Source organism: Streptomyces sp. Sge12 (assembly GCF_002080455.1).
GTDB lineage: Bacteria > Actinomycetota > Actinomycetes > Streptomycetales > Streptomycetaceae > Streptomyces.
Genome location: NZ_CP020555.1, coordinates 4,802,464 through 4,824,579, shown reverse-complemented (window position 1 = coordinate 4,824,579; position 22,116 = coordinate 4,802,464). Strand labels below are relative to the sequence as shown.

The 22,116-nt window shown below is 72.8% G+C and carries 18 protein-coding genes; 6 read left to right on the top strand and 12 right to left on the bottom strand.

Going from position 1 to position 22,116, the window contains the following annotated elements:
- The first annotated feature begins 31 nt into the window (after positions 1–31).
- A complete protein-coding gene (locus tag B6R96_RS21605) occupies positions 32–568 on the top strand; it encodes a GtrA family protein (protein WP_081523313.1) in 537 nt (178 codons plus the stop codon).
- Between the two features lie 31 nt (positions 569–599).
- Here the strand turns inward: B6R96_RS21605 and B6R96_RS21600 are convergent, their stop codons facing one another.
- Together B6R96_RS21600 and B6R96_RS21595 are read right to left on the bottom strand one after the other, a co-directional pair.
- A complete protein-coding gene (locus B6R96_RS21600; protein WP_030387014.1) occupies positions 600–1,865 on the bottom strand; it encodes an ATP-binding protein in 1,266 nt (421 codons plus the stop codon).
- Between the two features lie 82 nt (positions 1,866–1,947).
- The gene (locus B6R96_RS21595) at positions 1,948–2,625 is read right to left on the bottom strand and encodes a response regulator transcription factor (RefSeq protein ID WP_030387015.1); all 678 of its coding nucleotides are present in this window, start codon (positions 2,623–2,625) and stop codon (positions 1,948–1,950) included.
- A gap of 496 nt (positions 2,626–3,121) precedes the next feature.
- On the opposite strand from B6R96_RS21595, the gene B6R96_RS21590 reads away from it, so the two are divergent.
- Positions 3,122–4,636: a peptide MFS transporter gene (locus B6R96_RS21590; protein ID WP_081523311.1), complete on the top strand. Its 1,515-nt coding sequence runs from the start codon at positions 3,122–3,124 to the stop codon at positions 4,634–4,636.
- A 61-nt stretch (positions 4,637–4,697) separates the two neighbouring features.
- Here B6R96_RS21590 and B6R96_RS37315 read toward each other — a convergent pair whose 3' ends face one another.
- From B6R96_RS37315 to hutU, 8 genes are all read right to left on the bottom strand, one after another.
- Entirely contained in the window at positions 4,698–6,020 is a 1,323-nt protein-coding gene (locus B6R96_RS37315; RefSeq protein WP_159396356.1) for a hypothetical protein, read from the bottom strand.
- A complete protein-coding gene (locus B6R96_RS21580) occupies positions 6,017–7,117 on the bottom strand; it encodes a neocarzinostatin apoprotein domain-containing protein (RefSeq protein WP_081523307.1) in 1,101 nt (366 codons plus the stop codon). Before B6R96_RS21580 ends, B6R96_RS37315 begins: the two co-directional genes overlap by 4 nt.
- Positions 7,114–8,124, bottom strand: a complete 1,011-nt coding sequence (locus tag B6R96_RS21575) for a COG1470 family protein (protein ID WP_107475560.1) — start codon at positions 8,122–8,124, stop codon at positions 7,114–7,116. Before B6R96_RS21575 ends, B6R96_RS21580 begins: the two co-directional genes overlap by 4 nt.
- Before the next feature lie 16 nt (positions 8,125–8,140).
- Positions 8,141–8,824: an LPXTG cell wall anchor domain-containing protein gene (locus B6R96_RS21570; RefSeq protein ID WP_053703197.1), complete on the bottom strand. Its 684-nt coding sequence runs from the start codon at positions 8,822–8,824 to the stop codon at positions 8,141–8,143.
- A 113-nt stretch (positions 8,825–8,937) separates the two neighbouring features.
- Positions 8,938–10,116 carry an imidazolonepropionase gene (gene hutI / locus B6R96_RS21565; protein ID WP_081523306.1) on the bottom strand — a complete coding sequence of 393 codons (1,179 nt, stop codon included), beginning with the start codon at positions 10,114–10,116 and terminating at the stop codon, positions 8,938–8,940.
- A gap of 218 nt (positions 10,117–10,334) precedes the next feature.
- The gene (locus tag B6R96_RS21560) at positions 10,335–11,675 is read right to left on the bottom strand and encodes a formimidoylglutamate deiminase (protein ID WP_081523304.1); all 1,341 of its coding nucleotides are present in this window, start codon (positions 11,673–11,675) and stop codon (positions 10,335–10,337) included.
- The gene (locus tag B6R96_RS21555; protein WP_081525189.1) at positions 11,666–12,856 is read right to left on the bottom strand and encodes an allantoate amidohydrolase; all 1,191 of its coding nucleotides are present in this window, start codon (positions 12,854–12,856) and stop codon (positions 11,666–11,668) included. The genes B6R96_RS21560 and B6R96_RS21555 overlap by 10 nt, the downstream gene beginning before the upstream one ends.
- 23 nt (positions 12,857–12,879) lie before the next feature.
- Positions 12,880–14,544 (bottom strand): urocanate hydratase, encoded by a 1,665-nt coding sequence (hutU, locus tag B6R96_RS21550; protein ID WP_030387024.1) that lies wholly within the window; start codon positions 14,542–14,544, stop codon positions 12,880–12,882.
- Positions 14,545–14,648: 104 nt separating this feature from the next.
- Between hutU and B6R96_RS21545 the strand changes: the two genes are divergently transcribed.
- A complete protein-coding gene (locus B6R96_RS21545) occupies positions 14,649–16,010 on the top strand; it encodes a diaminopimelate decarboxylase (RefSeq protein WP_081523302.1) in 1,362 nt (453 codons plus the stop codon).
- A 57-nt stretch (positions 16,011–16,067) separates the two neighbouring features.
- Here the strand turns inward: B6R96_RS21545 and B6R96_RS21540 are convergent, their stop codons facing one another.
- A complete protein-coding gene (locus B6R96_RS21540; RefSeq protein ID WP_053169934.1) occupies positions 16,068–16,910 on the bottom strand; it encodes a MurR/RpiR family transcriptional regulator in 843 nt (280 codons plus the stop codon).
- A 140-nt stretch (positions 16,911–17,050) separates the two neighbouring features.
- Between B6R96_RS21540 and B6R96_RS21535 the strand changes: the two genes are divergently transcribed.
- A complete protein-coding gene (locus B6R96_RS21535) occupies positions 17,051–17,434 on the top strand; it encodes a hypothetical protein (protein WP_081523300.1) in 384 nt (127 codons plus the stop codon).
- Between the two features lie 431 nt (positions 17,435–17,865).
- Here the strand turns inward: B6R96_RS21535 and B6R96_RS21530 are convergent, their stop codons facing one another.
- The gene (locus B6R96_RS21530) at positions 17,866–19,248 is read right to left on the bottom strand and encodes a cystathionine beta-synthase (protein ID WP_030387028.1); all 1,383 of its coding nucleotides are present in this window, start codon (positions 19,246–19,248) and stop codon (positions 17,866–17,868) included.
- Between the two features lie 128 nt (positions 19,249–19,376).
- Between B6R96_RS21530 and B6R96_RS21525 the strand changes: the two genes are divergently transcribed.
- Positions 19,377–20,375 carry an SGNH/GDSL hydrolase family protein gene (locus tag B6R96_RS21525; protein WP_030387029.1) on the top strand — a complete coding sequence of 333 codons (999 nt, stop codon included), beginning with the start codon at positions 19,377–19,379 and terminating at the stop codon, positions 20,373–20,375.
- A gap of 194 nt (positions 20,376–20,569) precedes the next feature.
- Entirely contained in the window at positions 20,570–21,790 is a 1,221-nt protein-coding gene (locus tag B6R96_RS21520) for an acetyl-CoA C-acetyltransferase (RefSeq protein ID WP_030387030.1), read from the top strand.
- Positions 21,791–22,116 lie beyond the last annotated feature (326 nt).

The following is a 22,116-nucleotide window of genomic DNA, read 5'->3' as shown; positions in this document are numbered from 1 at the left end:
GCGGGCGGTGACCGACAGGACTGACCTACTGATGAGCACGCCGGGCGGATCTGTCCTCGAACGTGTACGCGGCCTCGTGCGAGAGGTCGCCAAGTTCGGGGCGGTCGGCGGTCTGGGCGTCCTGGTCAACCTGGGTGTCTTCAATCTGATCCGCAACACGACCGACCTCCAGGTGGTGCGCGCGAGCGTGATAGCCACCGTCGTGGCCATCGCCACGAACTACATCGGCTTCCGCTACTTCGCCTACCGGGACCGCGCCAAGAGCGGCCGCACCCGCGAGCTCGTCCTGTTCGCCGTGTTCAGCGGGATCGGCCTGGTCATCGAGAGCGGTGTGCTCTACACCGCCACCTACGGCTTCGGCTGGGACGGCCCGGTCGCGAGCAACGTGTTCAAGTTCATCGGCATCGGGACCGCCACCGTGTTCCGCTTCTGGTCGTACCGGACCTGGGTCTTCAGGGCCCTGCCGGTGCCGGTCGACGCCACCGAGCCGATGCCGGATCCCGCGCCACTGCCGAAGCCGGAGCGCCGGCCGGAGCCGCTGCCCGAGCCGGCCCCCGCGAACAACTAGGCCGGCTGCCGGCTGCCGGGCGCCCCGGCCCTCAGCGCACCGTGGTCTGCGGTTCGGCCGGTTCGGGCGCCGTCCGGCTGAGGAACAGCGCGAACACCGGCGGCTGCGTCTGGAGCAGTTCGAGGCGCCCGCCGTCCGCCTCCGCGAGGTCCCGGGCCACCGCGAGGCCGATCCCGGTGGAGTTGCGGCCGCTGATGGCCCGCTCGAAGATCCGGTTCCCGAGGTCCGGCGGAACGCCCGGCCCCTCGTCCGTGACCTCCAGCACCGCCTGGTTGCCGATCACCCGGGTACGCAGCGCGACCGTGCCGCCACCGTGCATCAGGGCGTTCTCCACGAGGGTGGCCAGCACCTGCGAGACCGCGCCCGGGGTGCCCACGGCCCGTACGCCCTGTTTCCCGGAGCGGACGATGGCCCGGCCGGCGCTGCGGTAGGCCGGCCGCCACTCCTCCACCTGCTGTTTGACGACCTCGTCCAGGTCGAAGGGGACCGCAGAGCCGGTCCGCGGGTCCCGCGAGTTCGTGAGCAGTCGCTGCACGACGTCCGTGAGCCGCTCCACCTGGGTCAGGGCGATCGTCGCCTCCTCCCGGACGGTCTCCAGGTCCTCGGTGACCGTGATCTCCTCCAGCCGCATGGAGAGCGCGGTGAGCGGGGTGCGCAGCTGGTGGGAGGCGTCCGCGGCCAGGCGCCGCTCGGCCGTCAGCATCCGGCCGATCCGCTCGGCGCTGGAGTCCAGTACGTCCGCGACCCGGTCCAGCTCGGGGACCCCGTAGCGCTTGTGCCGGGGCCGCGGGTCGCCCGAGCCGAGCCGCTCGGCCGTCTCGGCGAGGTCGGTGAGCGGGGAGGCGAGCCGGTTGGCCTGGCGTACGGCGAGCAGTACGGCCGCCACGACGGCCAGCAGGGCCACCGCACCGACCACGGCCAGGGTCCGGCCGACCTCGCGGGTCACGATGGAGCGGGACTCCTCGACGACCACGACCTCGCCCTGCTCCCCGCGGGCGACACCGCGGATGACGCTCTCCGGGATCGGGGTGCCCACCTGCACGGCGGGCCGGCCCGGGATGGTGATCCGCGCGTAGTGGCCGGCGTCCAGCTGCTCGCCGAGGGCCACGGGGTCGATCGGCTTCTTCTCCAGGACGTTCGCCTCGACGATGCCCACGAGCCGCAGCGCCTCGGACTCGATGCGGTCCTGGGCGCTGCTGGTGATGGTCCGGGTCTCGACGATGACGAGGGAGACCCCGAAGACGGCGATCACGACGAGCACCACGGCGAGCGTGGAGTTGATCAGGCGGCGGCGCATGCCCTAGAGCATGCCCCAGGTGCGGCCGCGGGAGGCGCTCCGCTCCCGGTCGGCCTCCGGTCGGCGGGCGGCCGGAGCGCGGTCAGCTCTTCTCGAAGCGGAAGCCGACGCCGCGCACGGTGGCGATGTAGCGGGGGTTGGCGGCGTCGTCCCCGAGCTTCTTGCGCAGCCAGGAGATGTGCATGTCGAGGGTCTTGGTGGAGGACCACCACGTGGTGTCCCAGACCTCGCGCATGAGCTGGTCGCGGGTGACGACCCGGCCCGCGTCGCGGACCAGGACCCGCAGCAGGTCGAACTCCTTGGCGGTGAGCTGGAGCTCCTCCTCCCCCATCCAGGCGCGGTGCGACTCGACGTCGATCCGCACGCCGTGGGTGGCGGGGGGCTGGAGGGCCTCGGCGGCGCCGCGCCGGAGCAGGGCCCGGACCCGGGCGAGCAGTTCTGCCAGCCGGAAGGGCTTGGTCACGTAGTCGTCGGCGCCCGCGTCCAGGCCGACGACCGTGTCGACCTCGTCGGCGCGGGCGGTGAGGACCAGGATCGGGAAGCCGTGGCCCTCGGCGCGCAGCCGGCGGGCGACCTCCAGGCCGTCCATGCCCGGCAGCCCCAGGTCGAGGACGACGAGGTCGACGCCGCCCTGCAGTCCCGCGTCCAGCGCGGTGGGGCCGTCCTCCCGGACCTCGACCTCGTACCCCTCCCGGCGCAGGGCGCGGGCCAGGGGTTCCGAGATGGATGCGTCGTCCTCGGCGAGCAGTACACGCGTCATGTGGGTGATGGTAGTGCGCGGCGGCTGGATCCAGGGGCCCGCCCGCAGACCCCTCTCGATCTGGGCTTATGAACTGCTCAGGGCCTTCGAATATGGTCGAACGGTTCCCGACGCGCCTTGTGATCCATCTCTCAAGTCCTTTCAAATGCCACCGTGTCGTGTCGTATGGTGGCGAGACGCCTGATGCACTACCTCAGGGACCTTTGTGCCGAAAACCGAGCCAAGGGTCTCTATTTCTGTCCTGATCGGACAGGGCAGTCCTGTCGGACTCACCTGTCCGGGCTTGATGACAGTGAATGACCTGTGGGCCGGGCCCCTCCGCGATGGTGCGAGAGCGGGCGTGGATCCCGGTTGCGGATGTTCCTTCGCCTCCAACCCCCGTGGGGGGCGAGACCCCCGGGCGTGGGGTGGGAGATCCGCCGCCGGTGCCGGCCACCCCCCACCGGGCGCGGATGAGCTCACGAAGCCAAGCGTCCCGAGCAAGCAAGGATCGACCATGGCTTCCAGCCTGACGACGGCTTCTCCGAGCCCCGCTCACGAGAAGACCCTCCTCGGCCACCCGATCGGCCTGGCCACGCTGTTCATGACCGAGATGTGGGAGCGCTTCTCCTACTACGGCATGCGTGCGCTTCTCGTCCTGTACCTGGTCTCCGGCGGTGCGGACGCCGCGACCGGGAGCCAGGGCGGTGGCCTGGGCTTCAAGATGGGTGTCGCCACGGCGATCTACTCCGTCTACGTGGCCATGGTCTACCTGATGGCCATGCCCGGCGGCTGGTTCGGCGACCGCGTCTGGGGCGCCCGCAAGACCGTCACCATCGCCAGCTTCGTGATCATGGCCGGTCACGTGGCCCTCGCGCTGCCGGGGCAGATCTCGTTCTTCGCGGGTCTGCTGCTGGTCGCCGTCGGCTCCGGTCTGCTGAAGGCCAACATCTCCACGATGGTCGGCCACCTGTACGCCGGCCCGGACGACCCGCGTCGTGACGGCGGCTTCACGCTGTTCTACATCGGCATCAACCTGGGTGCCTTCGGTGCGCCGTGGGTGATCGGCATCATCGGCGAGACCTTCAGCTGGCACCTCGGCTTCCTGCTCGCCGCCATCGGCATGGGCATCGGCCTGGCCGTCTTCCTGGTCTTCGGCCGCACGCTGAGCCCGACCAGCAGCATCGTCCCGAACCCGCTCTCGACCACCGAGCGCAACGGCCTCCTGGTCAAGGTCGTCGCCGCCGTCGCGATCATCGGCGCGTTCTACGGCACCGTCGTCGCGATGGGCCTGTTCACCATAAACTGGGCGCTGTACCCGATCACCATCGCCGGTCTGGTCATCCCGGTCACCGTGCTGGTGCGCATCAAGCGGGACAAGGCCCTGTCGGGTCCCGAGCAGTCCAAGATGTCCGCGTACATCTGGTTCTTCGTCGCCGCCGCCGCGTTCTGGATGATCTACGACCAGGGTGGCTCGACGCTCTCCCTGTTCGCCGACAACAGCACCGGCTCGATCTTCGGCTGGACCCCGTCCACCGTCCTGTACCAGGCGCTGAACCCGCTGTTCGTCATGGCGCTGGCCCCGGTCTTCGCGTGGCTGTGGCTGTGGCTGGCCCGCAAGAACGAAGAGCCGAACACCATCGTGAAGTTCGCGATGGGCCTCGTCCTGGTCGGCGCGTCCTTCTTCATCTTCATCATCCCGATGAGCATGGCGGGCGACGGCACCAAGGTGTCGCCGATGTGGCTGGTCTCGATCTACATGATCCAGACGATCGCCGAGCTGTGCCTGTCCCCGGTCGGCCTCTCCGTCACCACCAAGATGGCGCCGCAGAAGTACGCCTCCCAGATGATGGGTGTCTGGTTCCTCGCGGTCACCGCCGGTGACTGCACCACCGGTCTGCTCGCACTGGCCGGCGTGGACCTGAACGGCACGATCATCATCGGCCTGCAGGCCGCCGCGGCCGCGCTCGCGGGTGTCGCGGTCTTCATGTACCGCAAGCGGGTCCAGGCCCTGATGGGCAACGTGCACTGACGCACCCCGCCCGACGACGAACGGCCCGGCACACCGGAAGGTGTGCCGGGCCGTTCGCGTGTCAGCGGGTGCCGCGCAGGCGGCGCCACGGGGTGAACGTGAACACCGCGCCGCCGAGCAGGATCACCGTGCCGGCGACCAGGGCGAGGGCCTTGATGCCGCCCTCGTCCTCCGCGCCGGTCTCGGCGAGGCCGCCGCCCGAGGTGCTGCTGGCGGAGGCCGTGGAGGAACCGGAGCCGCCCGGCTGGGCGGCCGTGTCCAGTTCCAGCGAGACGCCGCTGCTCGTGGCCTTGCAGGGGACGTTGATCGGCGTGGAGCCGGGGGCCATCGTGACGTCGATCGTCAGCTGGTCCGGGCTGAGCGTCACCTTGCCGGACTTGCCGGGCTTGTAGGTGCCGGTCATGTCGCTGAGGCTGACCGGGGCCTTGTCCGGGATCGGTTCGGCGTTGGCCGGGCCGGAGACCTTGACCGTGCCGCTGTCCGCCCCGCCGAGCTTCACGTCCATCGAGGGCTTGAGGGCTCCCGCGGGCAGGGCCATGGGCGCCGCCATCGCGCCCTTGGCGGTCTTGACCGTCAGGTCGTAGCTGCCGCCGTTCTTCTTGGCGTTGATGGTGACCGGGGTCTTGATGCCGCCGGGGACGACCGGCCCGCAGTCGAAGGCCACCTCGACCGCCTTGCCCGGGAAGTCGGTCTGGCCGCCCCCGCCGCCGGTGGTGGAGCCGCCGGAGGTCGACCCGCCCGTGGTGGTGGAGCCGCCCGTGGTCGTACCGCCGGTGGTGGTCGTACCACCGGTCGTCGTACCACCCGTCGTCGTACCGCCGGTCGTCGTGCCGCCGCTGGAGCCGGCCGACACGTCGATCGTGGCCCCGACGCCCACGGCGCCGGTCGGCGCGCACTTGGTGACGAACGTGCCGAAGGAGAAGGTGACCGCCACGTCGTACTTGCCGGGGGTCAGGGTGATCTTCCCGGCCTTGGTGAGCTTCAGCTTGCCCTTCATCACGGACATCTGCATGGGCGCCTTCTTCGGGATCGGCGGGTTCTTCTTCTCCCCGACGACTTTCAGCTCACCGCCCCCGCCGCTCACGGTGATCCAGCCGGTGGGCTGGACCGCGTCCTGCGGGATGTCCATCAGGTCCGTGTTGTTCGAGGCCGGTTTCACCGTCTCCCAGGACACGTCGACCTCGTCGCCGACCTTCGCCGAGGCCGGAGCGGTGACCTTGGCGGTGGTCTCCCCCTCCACCGGAGCGCCGCCCCCGGCCGGGGGGACGCACTTGACGTTGAACTTGGTCTCCGCGGCCTGGGCGGGGGTCGTTCCGATGGCGATACCGGCGCCGCCGAGCAGCAGCGCGATCACGGCCGCGCTCACCCTCCGTTGGGTCTTCACGAATGTCCCTTCGTCGTCGAACGGTTCTCAGACGGTGCGGACGCCTGTGGTGCTGTGCCCGGCGCGCTGTCCGGGGTGAACCACGGCAGGACCGCCGTGGTGGTCTGGGGGGACTGCTCCGGGCCGTCGGAGCGCGGGGCCGGCCCGGGTGGCCGCAGGGCCGGGATCCTCGGCAGCCGGGCCGTCACGGCGGCGGCCGCGTCGGGCAGCCGTGCGCCCCGGTGGCGGCCGGCGGCGGGGGCGGTGCGCGGCCGGACCCGGTCGACGACGGCCATGCCGATACGGAAGACCGCGGCCGGGATCACCAGCAGGAGCAGGCCCCAGAAGAGCAGCACCCCGTACGGGCGGTCCACGCCCCAGGGCTGCGTGGCCACGACGGTCTCGCCGTACTTGAGGGAGATCGTGTAGTCCCCGTGGGCGCCCGCGGCGAGGGCGACGTCGAGCGCGATCTCCGCCTTGCCGCCGGGCGGGATGGTCCCCTTCCAGCGGGCCTCCTCCCACAGCGGGGCGAACACCCCGTGCGCGGTGCCGAGCTGGAAGACCGGGTCCTTGACCGGGACCGGGCCGAGATTGCCGACGGTGACCTTGAACTTCCGGGCGGGCGGGGCGCCGAACCAGGTCAGGACCCCGTCCTCGCCCTCCAGCCGGACCCCGGTGAGCATCGCGAGGCGGGCCGTGCCGGATTCGGCGGGCAGCTCGGCGACCGGGTGGTCGGTGATCTTCAGCGGGGTCGCGACGGTGGACTGGTCGCCGTTGACGGAGGTGACGTTGACGATGCAGGGGCACGGCTTGGGCGGTGCCACCACGGGCAACCGGGCGGTGAAGCTCCCGTCGGCGGCGACCGAGACGGCCGCGCCGTCGGCGTTGGCGCAGCTGTTGGTACCGCCGATCATGTTCTGCCCGCAGACCAGCAGCATCACCAGCGTCCTGGCCGGCCAGCCGGTACCGGTGACCGTGATCGCGGTGCCCTTGGCGGCCTCCTGGAGGGACAGCGCCACGGTCGGCCTGCCCTCGGCCGCGGCGGCCGGGCCCGCGGGGAACAGGGCGAGGGCGCACACCGCCAGCCCCGCGGCCAGCAGGGCTGCGACTCTTCTCACCTGGCGGCTCCCGTCAGTTCGTGGTGCGGTGCAGGGGTCGTCGGTCCGGCCGCGGGCGGCGCGTCCGGCGCCGGGCCCGGGTCGGGCCGCCGGCCGCGTACGAGGTACAGCGCGGCGGCGGTGGTCGCGCCGAGGGCGAGCAGGCCGGCCCCGGTCCAGCCGGGGAGGCCGCCCGGAACGAGCCAGCGCGAGCCGCCGGCCTCGGCGCGGGCGCCGCCGGGGGCGGTCACGGTGAGGGTGACGCGAACCCGGTCGAGGGCCGGGGCGCCGGGCCAGGGCTCGATGAGCTCCACCCGCTGGCCGGGGAGCAGCTCCACCGGCAGGGTGCGGGCCCGCGGCGGGGCGGGCGCGTCGCCGACGAGGGAGTCGGCCCGGATCCGGAGTGCGGGGGTGAGGGCCACGTTGCCCCGGTTGACGAGGGTGTAGGCGATGACGGCGGAGCGGCCCCGGCCGCGTACGGCGACGTCCTCGACCGTGAGGGCGGCCAGGGCGGGGCCGCCGACCCGCAGGTGGACCCGTACGGCCACCTCGTGGCCGGCCTCGGTGGCGACGACGGCGGCGGGGTGGTCGCCGGGCGGGGACGCGGGCGGCACGGTGAGCGTGAAGGGGACCACGGCGCGGGTGCGGGGCGGGACCGTCACGGTGGTGGCGGTCCCGAAGCTGATCCAGGAGCCGGCCCCGGGGGTGGCGGGGGCGGCGGCGGTGGCCGGGCGGACCGCGAGGGCGCCGTCGGCGGTGTTGTAGGCGTCGGCCCCGCGCAGCGTGACGGTGCGTTCCCGGTCGGTGGTGTTGACCAGGGCGAGGCGGTCCTCCAGGACGGTGCCGGGGGCGCCCGCGAGGTAGAAGTACGGGCGGACGGCGGCTGCCGTTCCTGCGGCGGGCTCGGCGGTCCAGCCCGGCTCGTCGGCGGCTGCGGCGGCCGCGGGGGACGCAGGAGCCACGAGGAGCGCGGCGGCGGCGAGCAGGAGCCCGGCGCCGGCGCGCCTCAGGGTGTGGAGCACGGGCATGACCGGGGTGCTCCGTTCAGGACCGGGCCCGCTGGCCGCGCCGGGTCAGCCAGAGCACTCCGGCGGCGCCGGAGAGCAGCACGGTGCCGCCGAGGGTGCCGAGGGCGAGGGCGGAGTCGGTGGGGCCGGTCTGCGGGAGGGTGTCGCCGGTGGAGTCGGCGCCGGCGCCGGACTGCGCGCCCGCGCCGCCGGGCGCGGTGACGTCGAGCTCCAGCGAGGGCTTCGGGCTGTTGCCGGGGGTGCAGGTGGTCGTGGTGCTCATCGCCATGATGGTGAGCACCCCGGCGGTGAAGGTGACCTTGCCGCTCTTCTTGGGCGTGTAGGTGCCCGAGAGGTCGGTGATCCTGATGGGGGTGTCGGGGGGCACGGCCTCGGGGTTGGGCGGCCCCGAGACCGGTACGGACACCTTCTCGGCGCCGTCGACGAGGATGACGGCGCTCGGGTTCATCGCGCCCTTGCCCAGCTCGATGGGGCTGGACGAGACGCCCTTCTGGAAGGACATCGTCAGCTTGTAGCCGTCGCCCTCCTTGACGGCCTTGATGTCGATGGGCGACACCGCCGACTTGTCCCCGATCGGGGTCTTGCAGTCGTAGGCCACGTCGACGACTGCGGCATGGGCCGCCGGGGCGGTGAGCAGCACCGCCGTTCCGGCCAGCGCGCAGGCCAGCGCGAGCGCGGTGGAGCGTTTGCGGTCGGACACCTTCGTCTTCCCCTCGAGCCACAGATAACTGACGGGACATCAGATCGGTGGCTCAAGGTACGCCCGGGGTCTTACGGAGGGAAGACAAAGGACAACCCGGGATTGACCGTTCGTCAGTGCCGGCGGCGGCCCCGCTGCCAGACGGCGGAAACGAGCGGGACGCCCGGCCGGTAGGCGAGGTGGACGTGGCTCGGGGCGTCCAGCAGGGCCAGGTCGGCGCGGGCGTCGGGAGCCAGCGTGCCGATGTCGTCGCGGCGCAGGGCGCGGGCGCCGCCGGCGGTGGCCGACCACAGGGCCTCGTCGGGGGTCATGCGCATGTCGCGGACGGCGAGGGCGATGCAGAAGGGCATCGAACTGGTGTAGGAGGAGCCGGGGTTGCAGTCCGTGGACAGGGCGACGGTCGCCCCCGCGTCGATCAGGCGCCGGGCGTCGGGCCACTGGGCGCGGGTGGAGAACTCGGCACCGGGCAGCAGGGTGGCGACGGTGGTGCCGGCGGCCTGGGCGAGGGCGTCGACATCGGCGTCGGTGAGGTGGGTGCAGTGGTCGGCGGAGGCCGCTTCGAGCTCGACGGCGAGCTGGACGCCGGGCCCGTGGGAGAGCTGGTTGGCGTGGACGCGCGGGATCAGTCCGGCGGCGGCGCCGGCGGTGAGGATCGCGCGGGCCTGGTCGCCGTCGAAGGCGCCCTTCTCGCAGAAGACGTCCACCCAGCGGGCGTACGGGGCGCAGGCCGCCAGCATCTCGCCGGTGACGAGGTCGACGTAGCCGGCCGGGTCCTCCGCGTAGTCGGGGGAGACGATGTGCGCGCCGAGGTAGGTGACCTCCTCGGTGTGCGCGGCGGCGATGCGCAGGGCGCGGGCCTCGTCGGCGACGGTGAGGCCGTAGCCGGACTTGGTCTCGAAGGTGGTGGTGCCCTGGCGGCGGGCCTCGTCGAGGTGGCGCACCAGGCCCGCCTCCAGCTCCGCGTCGGTGGCGGCCCGGGTGGCGGCGACGGTGGTGCGGATGCCTCCGGCGGAGTAGGCGCGGCCGGACATCCGGGCGTTGAACTCCTGGGTGCGGTCGCCCGCGAAGACGAGGTGCGAGTGGGAGTCGACGAAGCCGGGGATGACGGCGCGACCCTGCGCGTCGAAGGCCTGGTCGGCGGCCGGCGCCCTGTCCGCGGGACCGACCCAGGCGATCTTGTCGCCGTCGATGACGACGGCGGCGTTCCCGATCAGGCCCAGGGGGGAACCGTCCCCGACGGAGGGGTCGTTGGTGACGAGGCTGCCGATGTTGGTGAGGGCGGTGGTGGTCATGGGGGTCCTCTCAGAGGGTTCGTTCCCCCACCCCGCCCCTTCCCGAAGCTGGGGCTCCGCCCCAGACCCCGTTACGTGCGCTTCGCGCCCGTGCCCTCAAACGCCGGGCGGGCTGAATCTTCAGCCCCGCCGGCGTTTGAGGCGCGGGGGTCTGGGGGCGGAGCCCCCGGTTTCGGGAAGGGGCGGGGTGGGGGACAGGCCCGCCGCAGGCGGCACGGTCAGCGGCGGACGGCGGCGATCGATTCGGACAGGGCCGTCGGGACGTCCCCGACCAGAGTGTGGGCGCCGTCGCGGACGACATGGCGGCCGCCGACCACCGTGTGGCGGACGTCCGACGCGGTGGCGGCGAAGACGGCCGTCTCGGCGCCGAGCCGCGGCAGCGGACCGGCCGTGCGTACGGAGTCCAGCGCGATCGTGGTGAAGTCCGCGAGCGCCCCCACCTCCAGGCGGCCCGCGTCCGGGAGCCCGAGCGCGGCGTGGCCGTCCTCGGTGGCGGCGGTGAGCAGCGCGTTCGCCGTCCAGTGGCCCCGGGTGCGGCTGCGCAGGCGCTCGTTCAGCTCCATCGCGCGGGCCTCTTCGAGCAGGTCGATCACGGCGTGGCTGTCGCTGCCCAGGGACAGCGGGCTGCCCGCGTGCTGGAGGCGGGTCGCCGGGCCGATGCCGTCCGCGAGGTCGCGTTCGGTGGTGGGGCACATGCAGGTGCCGGTGGTGGTCCCGCCGAGGAGGGCGATGTCCGTGTCGGTGAGGTGCGTGCTGTGGACGCCGGTGGTGCGCGGGCCGAGCACCCCGTGGTCGGCCAGCAGCTGGGTCGGCGTACGCCCGTGCGCGGCCAGGCAGGCGTCGTTCTCGGCGGTCTGCTCCGAGAGGTGGACGTGCAGGGGCGCCCGGCGCTCCTCGGCCCAGCCGGCCACGGTGGCCAGTTCGGCGGCCGGCACGGCGCGGACCGAGTGGACGGCCGCACCGATCAGGGCGTGCTCACGGGGCTTCAGCGCGCTCGCGCGCTCGGCCCAGGCCTCGGCGGTGCCGTCGGAGAAGCGCAGCTGGTGGCTGTTGGGCGCCTCGCCGAAGCCGGAGGACAGGTACGCCGTGTCCAGGAGGGTGATCCGGATGCCGGCCGCGGCGGCGGCCTCGATCAGGGCCTCGCCCATGGCGTTCGGGTCGGCGTACGCGGCGCCGCCGGGCGCGTGGTGGACGTAGTGGAACTCGCCGACGTTGGTGATGCCGGCCAGTGCCATCTCGGCGTAGACGGCGCGGGCGAGCGCGAAGTAGCTCTCGGGGGTGAGGTTCTGGGCGACCTTGTACATCAGGTCGCGCCAGGTCCAGAAGGTGCCCGAGCCGACCTGGACGGTGCCCCGCAGGGCCCGGTGGAAGGCGTGGCTGTGCGCGTTGGCCAGGCCCGGGATCGTCAGGCCGCGCAGCACCTCCGCGCCGGGCGGCGGGCCGCTCACACCGGTGCGCAGGGCACCGATGCGGCCCTGGGGGTCGACCTCCAGGGCGACGCCCGGCTCGACGTGGGTGCCGAGCCAGGCGTGCTCCAGCCAGTACGTCGTCAGCGACATGCCAGGCCTTCCAGTACGTCGGCGAGGGCGAGGACGCCTGCCACGCAGTCGTCCTCGGCGGCGAACTCCCGCGGGGAGTGGGAGACGCCGGTCGGGTTCCGTACGAACAGCATCGCGGTCGGGACGGCGGCGGAGAGGATCCCGGCGTCGTGTCCCGCCCCGGTCCCGAGAACGGGGACCGAACCGCCCAGGATCCGGTTCATCTCGTCGCGCAGGGCGTGCTCGAACTCGACGACCGGAGTGAAGGACTCCCGGACGATGCCGAGGTCGATGCCGTCCTGGTCGGCGCGCTCGCGGGCGGCCTTCTCGATGGCGGTGACGACCGTGTCGAGGGTGGCCTGGTCGGCGGCCCGGGAGTCGAGCCAGCCGCGCACCAGCGACGGGATGGCGTTGACCCCGTTGGGCTCGACCGAGATCTTCCCGAAGGTGGCCACGGCCCCGGCGAGGGCCGCTTCGGTGCGCGCCGCCAGCACGGTCGCCGCGTAGGTGAGCATCGGGTCGCGGCGGTCGACCAGCCGGGTGGTGCCGGCGTGGTTGGCCTCGCCGCGGAAGTCGAACCGCCAGCGGCCGTGCGGCCAGATCGCGGAGGCGATGCCGATCCGGTCCCCGGACAGGTCCAGGGCCCGGCCCTGCTCCACGTGCAGTTCGACGAAGGCGCCGATGCGGCCGAGGCGTTCGGGGTCGGCCCCGATGGCCTCGGGGTCGTATCCGGCGGCCTCCATGGCCCGCGGCAGGCTGACGCCGTCGGCGTCGCGCAGCTCGTACGCCTTCTCCTTGGTCAGCTGCCCGGCGGCGAGCCGGGAGCCGACGCAGGCGAGCCCGAAGCGGGCGCCTTCCTCGTCACCGAAGTTGGTGATGGCCAGGGGCCTGGAGAACTCCGCGCCCCTCCTGCGGAGTTCGTCCAGGGCTGCGAAGGAGGAGACCACCCCGAGGGGGCCGTCGAAGGCCCCGCCGTCCGGGACGGAGTCCAGGTGGGAGCCGGTGACCACGGCGTCCCCCGCGAGGGGGTCGCCGAGCCAGGCCCACTGGTTGCCGTTGCGGTCGGTCTCGTACGTGAGCCCGCGCGCCTCGGCCTGCTCCTGGAACCAGGTCCGGCAGTCGGCGTCGGCCCCGGTCCAGGCGTGGCGGCGGTAGCCGCCGGTCTCGGCGTTCCTGCCGATGGGCGCGAGCTCGGCCCACATGCCGTGGAACGATGCGGCCTCGCTCACGCGTCGTCGCCCTCACGCATGGGGACGCGGACGCCGCGCTCGTCGGCCACCGACTCGGCGATGTCGTAGCCGGCGTCGACGTGGCGGATGACGCCCATGCCCGGGTCGTTGGTGAGGACGCGGCGGATCTTCTCGCCGGCGAGCGGGGTGCCGTCGGCGACGGTGACCTGGCCGGCGTGGATCGAGCGGCCCATGCCGACGCCGCCGCCGTGGTGGATGGAGACCCAGGAGGCGCCGGAGGCGACGTTGACCATGGCGTTGAGCAGCGGCCAGTCGGCGATCGCGTCGGAGCCGTCGAGCATGGCCTCGGTCTCGCGGTACGGGGAGGCCACCGAGCCGCAGTCGAGGTGGTCACGGCCGATGACCAGCGGTGCGGCGAGGGTGCCGTCGGCCACCATCTCGTTGAAGCGCTCGCCGGCCTTGTCGCGCTCGCCGTAGCCGAGCCAGCAGATGCGCGCGGGCAGGCCCTGGAAGTGGACGCGCTCGCCCGCCATCTTGATCCAGCGGTGCAGGGACTCGTTCTCGGGGAAGAGCTCCAGCATCGCCTTGTCGGTCTTGTGGATGTCCGAGGCCTCGCCGGAGAGCGCCGCCCAGCGGAAGGGGCCCTTGCCCTCGCAGAACAGCGGGCGGATGTAGGCGGGGACGAAGCCGGGGAAGGCGAAGGCGCGGTCGTAGCCGGCCAGCTGGGCCTCGCCGCGGATGGAGTTGCCGTAGTCGAAGACCTCGGCGCCGGCGTCCATGAAGCCGACCATGGCCTCGACGTGCTTGGCCATCGACTCGCGGGCGCGGGTGGTGAAGCCGGCCGGATCCTTGGCCGCGTAGGAGGCCATGTCGTCGAAGTCGACGCCGACGGGCAGGTACGCGAGCGGGTCGTGGGCCGAGGTCTGGTCGGTCACGATGTCGATGGGCGCGCCTTCGGCGAGCATCTGCGGGAGCAGTTCGGCGGCGTTGCCGAGCAGGCCGATGGAGAGCGGCTTGCGGGCGTCGCGGGCCTCTACGGCCAGCTGGAGGGCGTGGCGCAGGTTGTCGGCCTTGACGTCCAGGTAGCGGTGCTCGATGCGGCGGTCGATGGCGCGCGGGTCGACGTCGATGCAGATCGCGACGCCGTCGTTCATCGTCACGGCCAGCGGCTGGGCGCCGCCCATGCCGCCGAGGCCGGCGGTGAGGGTGATGGTGCCGGCGAGGGTTCCGTTGAACTTCTTCGCCGCGACGGCCGCGAAGGTCTCGTAGGTGCCCTGGAGGATGCCCTGCGTGCCGATGTAGATCCAGGACCCGGCGGTCATCTGGCCGTACATGGTCAGGCCCAGGTGCTCCAGGCGGCGGAACTCCTCCCAGTTGGCCCAGTCGCCGACGAGGTTGGAGTTGGCGAGCAGGACGCGCGGCGCCCACTCGTGCGTCTGCATCACGCCGACCGGGCGGCCGGACTGGACGAGCATCGTCTCGTCCTGCTTGAGCGTCTGCAGGGTGCGGACCATGGCGTCGTACGAGCGCCAGTCGCGGGCGGCCTTGCCGGTGCCGCCGTAGACGACCAGCTTGTCGGGGTGCTCGGCGACCTCGGGGTCGAGGTTGTTCTGGAGCATCCGCAGCGCGGCCTCCTGCTGCCATCCCAGGGTGCTGAGGTCGGTGCCTCGCGCGGCACGTACGGGGCGGGGTCCTGACATGGCGGTGCCTCCTCCGATGTTGGTCAATCTATTCACATCCTCCCGTCCTGAATAGATTCAGTCAACAGCTGCGGGCATCGGCGTCGAATGATGGGATGGCCGATATGGCTGCACAGACGCACGAGAGCGCGAGCGCGACCGCCCGCCGGGACCTGGCCGTACGGGCCGCCGTCGAGCAGGGCCTCGTGGGCGGGGACGACAGCGCGCACCCCCTGACCTGCCTGCTGGACGTCGCCGGGATCCGCGCCTCCGCCGCCGCCCTGACCAGCGCCTTCGCCACCGCGGCGGCGCCCGGGACCCCGATCCTGCACGCCTTCGCCGTCAAGGCCGCCCCCCTCGTACCGGTCCTGCGACTGCTCGCCGACGCCGGCCTCGGCTGCGAGGTGGCGAGCCCCGGCGAGCTGGCGCTGGCCCGGGCTGCGGGGGTGCCGGCGGCCCGGATCGTCCTGGACTCCCCCGCCAAGACGGTGGCCGAGCTGCGCGAGGCGCTGGCCCTGGGCATCGCCCTGAACGCCGATAACCCACAGGAGCTGGCCCGCCTCGACGCGCTCGTCGGTGCGGCGGCCGCGCCCCCTGCGGCCCCGATCGGCCTGCGGGTCAACCCGCAGACCGGCGCCGGGGCCATCGACGCCCTGTCCACGGCGACCTCGACCTCGAAGTTCGGGATCGCCCTGCGCGACCCCGGCGCGCGCGAGCGGCTCGTACGGGCCTACCTGGACCGGCCGTGGCTCACCCGCCTGCACGTCCACTCGGGCTCCCAGGGCGTTCCCCTGGCCCTGATCGCCGAGGGCGTACGGGACCTGCACGCGCTGGCCGAGGAGATCAACGCGGCGGCCGGGCGGCGCCAGGTCGACACCCTCGACATCGGCGGCGGCCTGCCGGTGAACTTCGCCTCGGACGAGGAGACCCCCACCCACGCGCAGTACGTGGCCGCCCTGCGCGAGGCGGTGCCCGCCCTCTTCGACGGTTCCTACGGCCTGGTCACCGAGTTCGGCCGGTCCCTGCTGGCCAAGCACGGCCTGGTGCTGGCGCGCGTCGAGTACACCAAGACCAGCGGCTCCCGGCCGATCGCGCTCACCCACGCCGGGGTCCAGCTGGCGACCCGCACCGCGTACGCCCCGGCGGCCTGGCCGGTACGGATCCTGCCGTACGACGCGAAGGGCGTCCCGAGGACCGGCGACCCGGTGGCCCAGGACATCGCGGGCCCGGCCTGCTTCGCGGGGGACCTGCTGGCCACCGCGCGCGAGCTGCCGCGGCTCGCCCCCGGCGACCTGATCGGCGTCCCGGACACCGGCGCGTACTTCTTCACGGCCCACTACGGCTACAACAGCCTGCCCCGCCCGGCGGTCCACGGCTTCACGGTCGCGCCGACCGGCGAGGTCCGCTTCCACCTCGTCCGCCCGGAGCAGGACGTGCCGTCGATCGTCACGGAGGCGGGCGGAGCCCTCCGCGACGCCCTGCTCTAGCCCCGCCGGGCGGGCCCGGGGCGCGGGGCGGGCCCGGGGCGCGGGGCGGGCCCGGGGCTACTCCACGAACAGGCCCCGCGCAGCGGCCCGCGCGTCGAAGGCCTCCAGCCGCGCCTGCGCGTCCGGCAGCGCGTCCGCCATCGACTCCAGCAGCACCCGCCCCAGCAGCATCGGCGCACACGCCGTGTCGAAGGCCAGGCCGGTGCCGACCTGCGCGGGGATCAGCAGGTCCGAGTGGCGGGCCACGGGGGCGAAGGCCGAGTCCGCGACCGTGACCACGGTCAGACCGGCCGCCCGCGAACGCTCCAGCGTCTCCACGACCTCCCGCGGGTGCCGGGGCAGCGCGAAGCACAGCAGGGCCGTGGCGCCCTCGTAGCGCGCCGCGTCGATGCGGTCCTCCAGCATCGTGCCGCCCTCGTCGAGGAGGCGTACGTCCCGGTGGACCTTCGAGGCGAAGTACGCGAACCCGCGCGCCTGCGACGAGGCCGCCCGCAGCCCGAGCACCAGCAGCGGCGTCGAGGCGGCGAGCAGCCGCCCGGCCTCCTGGACCGGCGCGGGATCCGCGAGCATGGCCGCCAGCTGCCGCAGGTTCTCGATCTCGCCGAGGACGGCCTGCTGGTACTCGTTGTACGAGTCCTCGTGCGCGGCCTCGGGCCGCTCCGCGGGGGCCACCTCGCGCAGGTGGCGGCGCAGCGCCGGATAGCCGTCGAAGCCGAGCGCCACGGCGAACCGGGTCACCGAGGGCTGGCTCACCCCGGCCAGTTCGGCCAGCTCGACGCTCGACAGGAAGGGCACCTCCGCCGCCCCGCGCACCATGCAGTGCGCGATCCGCCGCTGGGTCGGCGTCAGCCGGTGCCCCTCGAACAGCTTCTGCAGCCGCGCGGCCGGGCTGTCACTCATCCCGTCCCCTCCGTCCCGGTGAGTTATTCAGTCACGGAGCACTCTGCATGCGGTTATGCAGCGGGGCAAGCCGTGCCCGCGATGCGGATACGGGGGACAGCCCCAGTGCCGGGGCCTGCGGGGGTTCCTACGGTGGGGGCATGGATGCCCACGCCCAAGAGCTGAAGAAGGAATTCGACGCGACGATGGACGCCCGGCGCGAGCTGGGCCCGGAGTACGAGGCCGCGCTGGTGGACTCGTTCGTCGAGAAGGTCGACACCCAGGTCCGGCGCCGGCTCGCGGAGGAACGCCTGGCCGCGGCCCGCGGCGACGGCCGGTCGCCGTCCGCCGCCCCGGGGGACGGGAACTTCGGCGAACGCTTCGGCTTCGCGATCATCACGCTGGTGCTGGCGGTCCCGCTGTCGGCCATCGCCGCCGCGCAGGCGCGGCTGCCGGGGCTGATCGTGGCCTGGGCGGGCATCGTGGGCGTGAACTTCATCCACGCCGCTCGCCTCCGACGGGGTACGCAGGCTCCCCGGGAGTAAGGCCCGTACGCCGGTGCGGCGCCGCTGCGGGGGCTCCGCCTCCGAACAGCCGCGCCTCGAAGCGCCGGCGGGGCCGGGGTGGAAAAGGATTGCGCGGGGACCGCCGCACCCTCGGTCGCCCGAGGGGCGGGACGACGGCGGTCCCCGCGAAGGACACGGCCGGGTCAGGGCCGTCCGCGTCCGTGGCGTACGCGAGGTCCGGGAGCCGCTCCGGAGGTCCGCACACGCCGTTCCGTGGTGCCGGCCGGGTTCCGGTCTCCCGAGCTTCCCTGCCGACAACCACCACTGTGCCCCAGCCGTGTTAAGCGGGTGCTGCCGTCACATGTCGGGCCCGTACCGTTTGCGCGACGGCCGCGCCACGGGCCGTGCCGGACGTCCGGGGGCGGAGGCGGGCCGTGGGCCCGCGCCCCGTCCCCCGAGCGGCCCGCAGGCTACTTCGCGGCCTTGGCCAGGAAGGCCAGCAGGTCCTGGCGGCTCACCACACCGGTGGGCTTGCCCTCGACCAGCACGATCGCCGCGTCCGCCTCGCCGAGCACCGACATCAGCTCGGACACCGGCTCGCCGGAGCCGACCTGCGGCAGCGGGGAGCTCATGTGCTTCTCCAGCGGGTCGGTCAGCGAGGCCCGCTGGGCGAACAGCGCGGCGAGGAGCTCCTTCTCGACCACGGAGCCGATGACCTCGGCAGCCATCACGTCGGGGTGGCCGGCGCCCGGCTTGACGATCGGCATCTGCGAGACGCCGTACTCGCGCAGGACCTCGATGGCCTCGCCGACGGTCTCCTCGGGGTGCATGTGGACGAGGGAGGGGATGCCGCCCTCCTTGTCGCTCAGCACGTCACCGATGCGCGCGGCGGGACCGGCCTCCTCCAGGAAGCCGTGGCCCGCCATCCACTCGTCGCTGAAGATCTTGCTGAGGTAGCCGCGGCCGCTGTCCGGCAGCAGGACGACGACGACGTCGTCCGGGCCGAGGCCCTCTGCGGCCTTCAGCGCGGCCACGACGGCCATGCCGCAGGAGCCGCCGACGAGGAGGCCCTCCTCCTTGGCGAGGCGGCGGGTCATCTGGAAGGAGTCCTTGTCGGACACCGCGATGATCTCGTCGGTGACGTTCGGGTCGTAGGCGGTCGGCCAGAAGTCCTCGCCGACGCCCTCGACGAGGTACGGGCGGCCGGAGCCGCCGGAGTAGACCGAGCCCTCGGGGTCGGCGCCGATGACCTTGACCTTCCCGCCGCTGACCTCCTTGAGGTAGTTGCCGGTACCGGAAATCGTGCCGCCCGTGCCGACGCCGGCGACGAAGTGGGTGATCTTCCCGTCCGTCTGCTCCCACAGCTCGGGACCGGTGGTCTCGTAGTGCGAACGGGGGTTGTTCGGGTTGCTGTACTGGTCGGGCTTCCAGGCACCGGGCTCGCGCGCGAGGCGGTCGGACACGTTGTAGTACGAGTCCGGGTGCTCGGGGTCGACGGCGGTCGGGCAGACCACGACCTCCGCACCGTACGCGCGCATCACGTTGATCTTGTCCATGGACACCTTGTCAGGACAGACGAAGATGCACTTGTAGCCCTTCTGCTGGGCCACGATGGCGAGTCCTACACCCGTGTTGCCGCTGGTCGGCTCCACGATGGTGCCTCCGGGCTTGAGGGCTCCGCTCTGCTCGGCGGCCTCGATCATCCGTACGGCGATCCGGTCCTTCACGGATCCACCGGGATTGAAGTATTCGACCTTCGCAAGGACGGTGGCCTGCAGGCCGTCGGTCACACGGTTGAGCTTCACCAGCGGGGTGTTGCCGACGAGGCTGATCATCGAGTCGTGGAATTGCACCATGTTCTCCAAGGAGGGGACTCCACGGGTTCTCCGGGAGGTCCGGCCAGAGTATGCCGAAAGGGATTGGCCGACCGTCCGTACGGGGCAGGTAGGGGTCAATGAGGACCGAGGAGGTGGCCTGAAGGATGTCCAGGGCGAGAACAGCCCGCCGGATCGCGGCGGGGGCAGCGTACGGTGGAGGCGGCCTCGGGCTGGTCGGGGCCGCCGCGGTCGGGCTGGTGGTGGCCGAGATGCAGTTCGCCAAGCGGACGGTCGGATCCGGCCTGCCGGACCCGCCGCGCGCCGACGGGCTGTACGGGAGCGAGTTCGGCGGGCCGGAGCAGAGCCCGGGCCCCCTGCGCCTGGGCATGCTGGGTGACTCCACGGCCGCCGGGCTGGGCGTACGGCGGGCCCGGCAGACGCCGGCGGCCCTGCTGGCCTCCGGGCTGGCGGCGGTGGCGGAGCGGCCGGTGGAGCTGCGCAACGTAGCCCTGTCGGGGGCCATGTCGGACGACCTGGACCGCCAGGTGGGCCTGCTGCTGGACGGCGCCCCGCCGCCCCCGGACGTCTGCGTGATCATGATCGGCGCGAACGACGTGACCCGCCGGATGCCGCCGACGCAGTCGGTGCGGCTGCTGACCTCGGCCGTGCGCAGGCTGCGCATGGCCGGTTCCGAGGTCGTCGTGGGCACCTGCCCCGACCTGGGCACGATCGAGCCGGTGTACCAGCCGCTGCGCTGGCTGGCCCGCCGGGTCTCGCGCCAGCTGGCCGCCGCGCAGACCATAGGGGTGGTCGCCCTGGGCGCCCGTACGGTCTCCATGGGGGACCTGCTGGGCCCGGAGTTCGCCGCGAACCCGCGCGAGATGTTCGGCCCGGACTCCTACCACCCGTCGGCCGAGGGGTACGCGACCGCCGCCATGGCCGTGCTGCCGACGCTGTGCGCGGCGCTGGGCCTGTGGCCGGAGTCGGACCGGCTGGACGTGTCCCGGGACGAGGACATGCTGCCGGTGGCGAAGGCCGCGTCGGCCGCCGCAGGCCAGGCGGGTACGGAGGTCACGGCGGTCCGCGGCCCCTGGGTGCTGCTCAAGCACCGCCGCAGGCGGCGGGTGCCGGCCACGGACCCGGCGCAGCCCGTGGTGCCGTAGACCCCGCCCGGGTGATCCGCACGGGCCCACGGGCCGGGCAGGGCCCCTGCGCGCCGTCGCGGTGCGCGCGTACCGTCGAAGGCCGCGGGCGAGTGCGTCCCGTGTCACACGCCCCGGCCGGTGACCTGGACCGTACGGGGCGGTAACTTCGCTTGCGGTCCCGCTCAGAGCCGCAACACACCCTTGGAGTCCCGATGCCCGAAGCCGTCATCGTTTCCACCGCCCGCTCCCCCATCGGGCGCGCCTTCAAGGGGTCCCTCAAGGACGTGCGGCCGGACGACCTGACCGCGACGATCATCCAGGCCGCCCTGGCCAAGGTCCCCGGGCTGGACCCGCGCGAGATCGACGACCTGATGCTGGGCTGCGGCCTGCCGGGCGGCGAGCAGGGCAACAACCTGGCGCGCATCGTGGCCGTGCAGATGGGCATGGACTTCCTGCCCGGCACCACCATCACCCGGTACTGCTCCTCCTCGCTGCAGACCTCGCGGATGGCGCTGCACGCCATCAAGGCGGGCGAGGGCGACGTCTTCATCTCGGCGGGCGTCGAGATGGTGTCGCGGTTCGCCAAGGGCAACTCGGACTCCTGGCCCGACACCCACAACCCGCTCTTCGCCGAGGCCGAGGCCCGTACGGCGGCCGTCGCCGAGTCGACCGGCTCCGAGTGGCACGACCCGCGCGAGGACGGCCTGGTCCCGGACGCGTACATCGCGATGGGCCAGACCGCCGAGAACCTGGCCCGCATCAAGGGCGTGACCCGCCAGGACATGGACGAGTTCGGCGTCCGCTCGCAGAACCTCGCGGAAGAGGCCATCAAGAACGGCTTCTGGGCCCGCGAGATCACCCCGGTCACCACCCCGGACGGCACGGTCGTCTCCGGGGACGACGGCCCGCGCGCCGGCGTGACCCTGGAGGGCGTGCAGGGCCTCAAGCCCGTCTTCCGCCCCGACGGCCTGGTCACGGCCGCGAACTGCTGCCCGCTGAACGACGGCGCCGCGGCGCTGGTCATCATGAGCGACACCAAGGCCCGCGAGCTGGGCCTGACCCCGCTGGCCCGGATCGTCTCCACCGGTGTCACCGGCCTCTCCCCCGAGATCATGGGCCTGGGCCCGGTCGAGGCGTCGAAGCAGGCCCTGAAGCGGGCCGGGCTGACCGTCGGCGACATCGACCTCTTCGAGATCAACGAGGCCTTCGCGGCCCAGGTCATCCCGTCGTACCGCGACCTGGAGATCCCGCTGGAGAAGCTGAACGTCAACGGTGGCGCCATCGCCGTCGGTCACCCCTTCGGGATGACCGGCGCGCGCATCACCGGCACCCTGATCAACAGCCTGCAGTTCCACGACAAGCAGTTCGGTCTCGAGACCATGTGCGTCGGTGGTGGCCAGGGCATGGCCATGGTCATCGAGCGCCTGAGCTGAGCCGTAGCGGAGGGTAGGGGTCGCCCCGAGGTACGAGGGACGGCACCTGCCCGCAGCGGTGGCGAAGATCAGCGCGACCGCAGGAACGAGCGCCTGAGCTGATTGGATCAAGATTTACCCCAGACGCCGCAAGGGATCCGGCCGGATCCCTTGCGGCGTCTCGGCACCCGGTCCAACCCCCTCGCGGCCGACCTGTGACCAAATTTCCCCCAGGATGTGACCTATCTCCTGGGGGATCGGTGTTTACGCAGGTCACGGCAGGTACAGATGCTGCCTGTGTGACGAAAGCCCTGTCCATTTCGTGACGTAATGCACTGCACGCCATT

What these genes read in the sequence shown, in the direction of transcription:
- B6R96_RS21605 (WP_081523313.1), top strand. Translation starts at nt 32, where the DNA reads ATGAGCACGCCGGGCGGATCTGTCCTCGAACGTGTACGCGGCCTCGTG.
- B6R96_RS21600 (WP_030387014.1), bottom strand. Translation starts at nt 1,865, where the DNA reads ATGCGCCGCCGCCTGATCAACTCCACGCTCGCCGTGGTGCTCGTCGTG.
- B6R96_RS21595 (WP_030387015.1), bottom strand. Translation starts at nt 2,625, where the DNA reads ATGACGCGTGTACTGCTCGCCGAGGACGACGCATCCATCTCGGAACCC.
- B6R96_RS21590 (WP_081523311.1), top strand. Translation starts at nt 3,122, where the DNA reads ATGGCTTCCAGCCTGACGACGGCTTCTCCGAGCCCCGCTCACGAGAAG.
- B6R96_RS21575 (WP_107475560.1), bottom strand. Translation starts at nt 8,124, where the DNA reads ATGCCCGTGCTCCACACCCTGAGGCGCGCCGGCGCCGGGCTCCTGCTC.
- hutI (WP_081523306.1), bottom strand. Translation starts at nt 10,116, where the DNA reads ATGACCACCACCGCCCTCACCAACATCGGCAGCCTCGTCACCAACGAC.
- B6R96_RS21560 (WP_081523304.1), bottom strand. Translation starts at nt 11,675, where the DNA reads ATGTCGCTGACGACGTACTGGCTGGAGCACGCCTGGCTCGGCACCCAC.
- B6R96_RS21555 (WP_081525189.1), bottom strand. Translation starts at nt 12,856, where the DNA reads ATGTGGGCCGAGCTCGCGCCCATCGGCAGGAACGCCGAGACCGGCGGC.
- hutU (WP_030387024.1), bottom strand. Translation starts at nt 14,544, where the DNA reads ATGTCAGGACCCCGCCCCGTACGTGCCGCGCGAGGCACCGACCTCAGC.
- B6R96_RS21545 (WP_081523302.1), top strand. Translation starts at nt 14,649, where the DNA reads ATGGCTGCACAGACGCACGAGAGCGCGAGCGCGACCGCCCGCCGGGAC.
- B6R96_RS21540 (WP_053169934.1), bottom strand. Translation starts at nt 16,910, where the DNA reads ATGAGTGACAGCCCGGCCGCGCGGCTGCAGAAGCTGTTCGAGGGGCAC.
- B6R96_RS21535 (WP_081523300.1), top strand. Translation starts at nt 17,051, where the DNA reads ATGGATGCCCACGCCCAAGAGCTGAAGAAGGAATTCGACGCGACGATG.
- B6R96_RS21525 (WP_030387029.1), top strand. Translation starts at nt 19,377, where the DNA reads ATGTCCAGGGCGAGAACAGCCCGCCGGATCGCGGCGGGGGCAGCGTAC.
- B6R96_RS21520 (WP_030387030.1), top strand. Translation starts at nt 20,570, where the DNA reads ATGCCCGAAGCCGTCATCGTTTCCACCGCCCGCTCCCCCATCGGGCGC.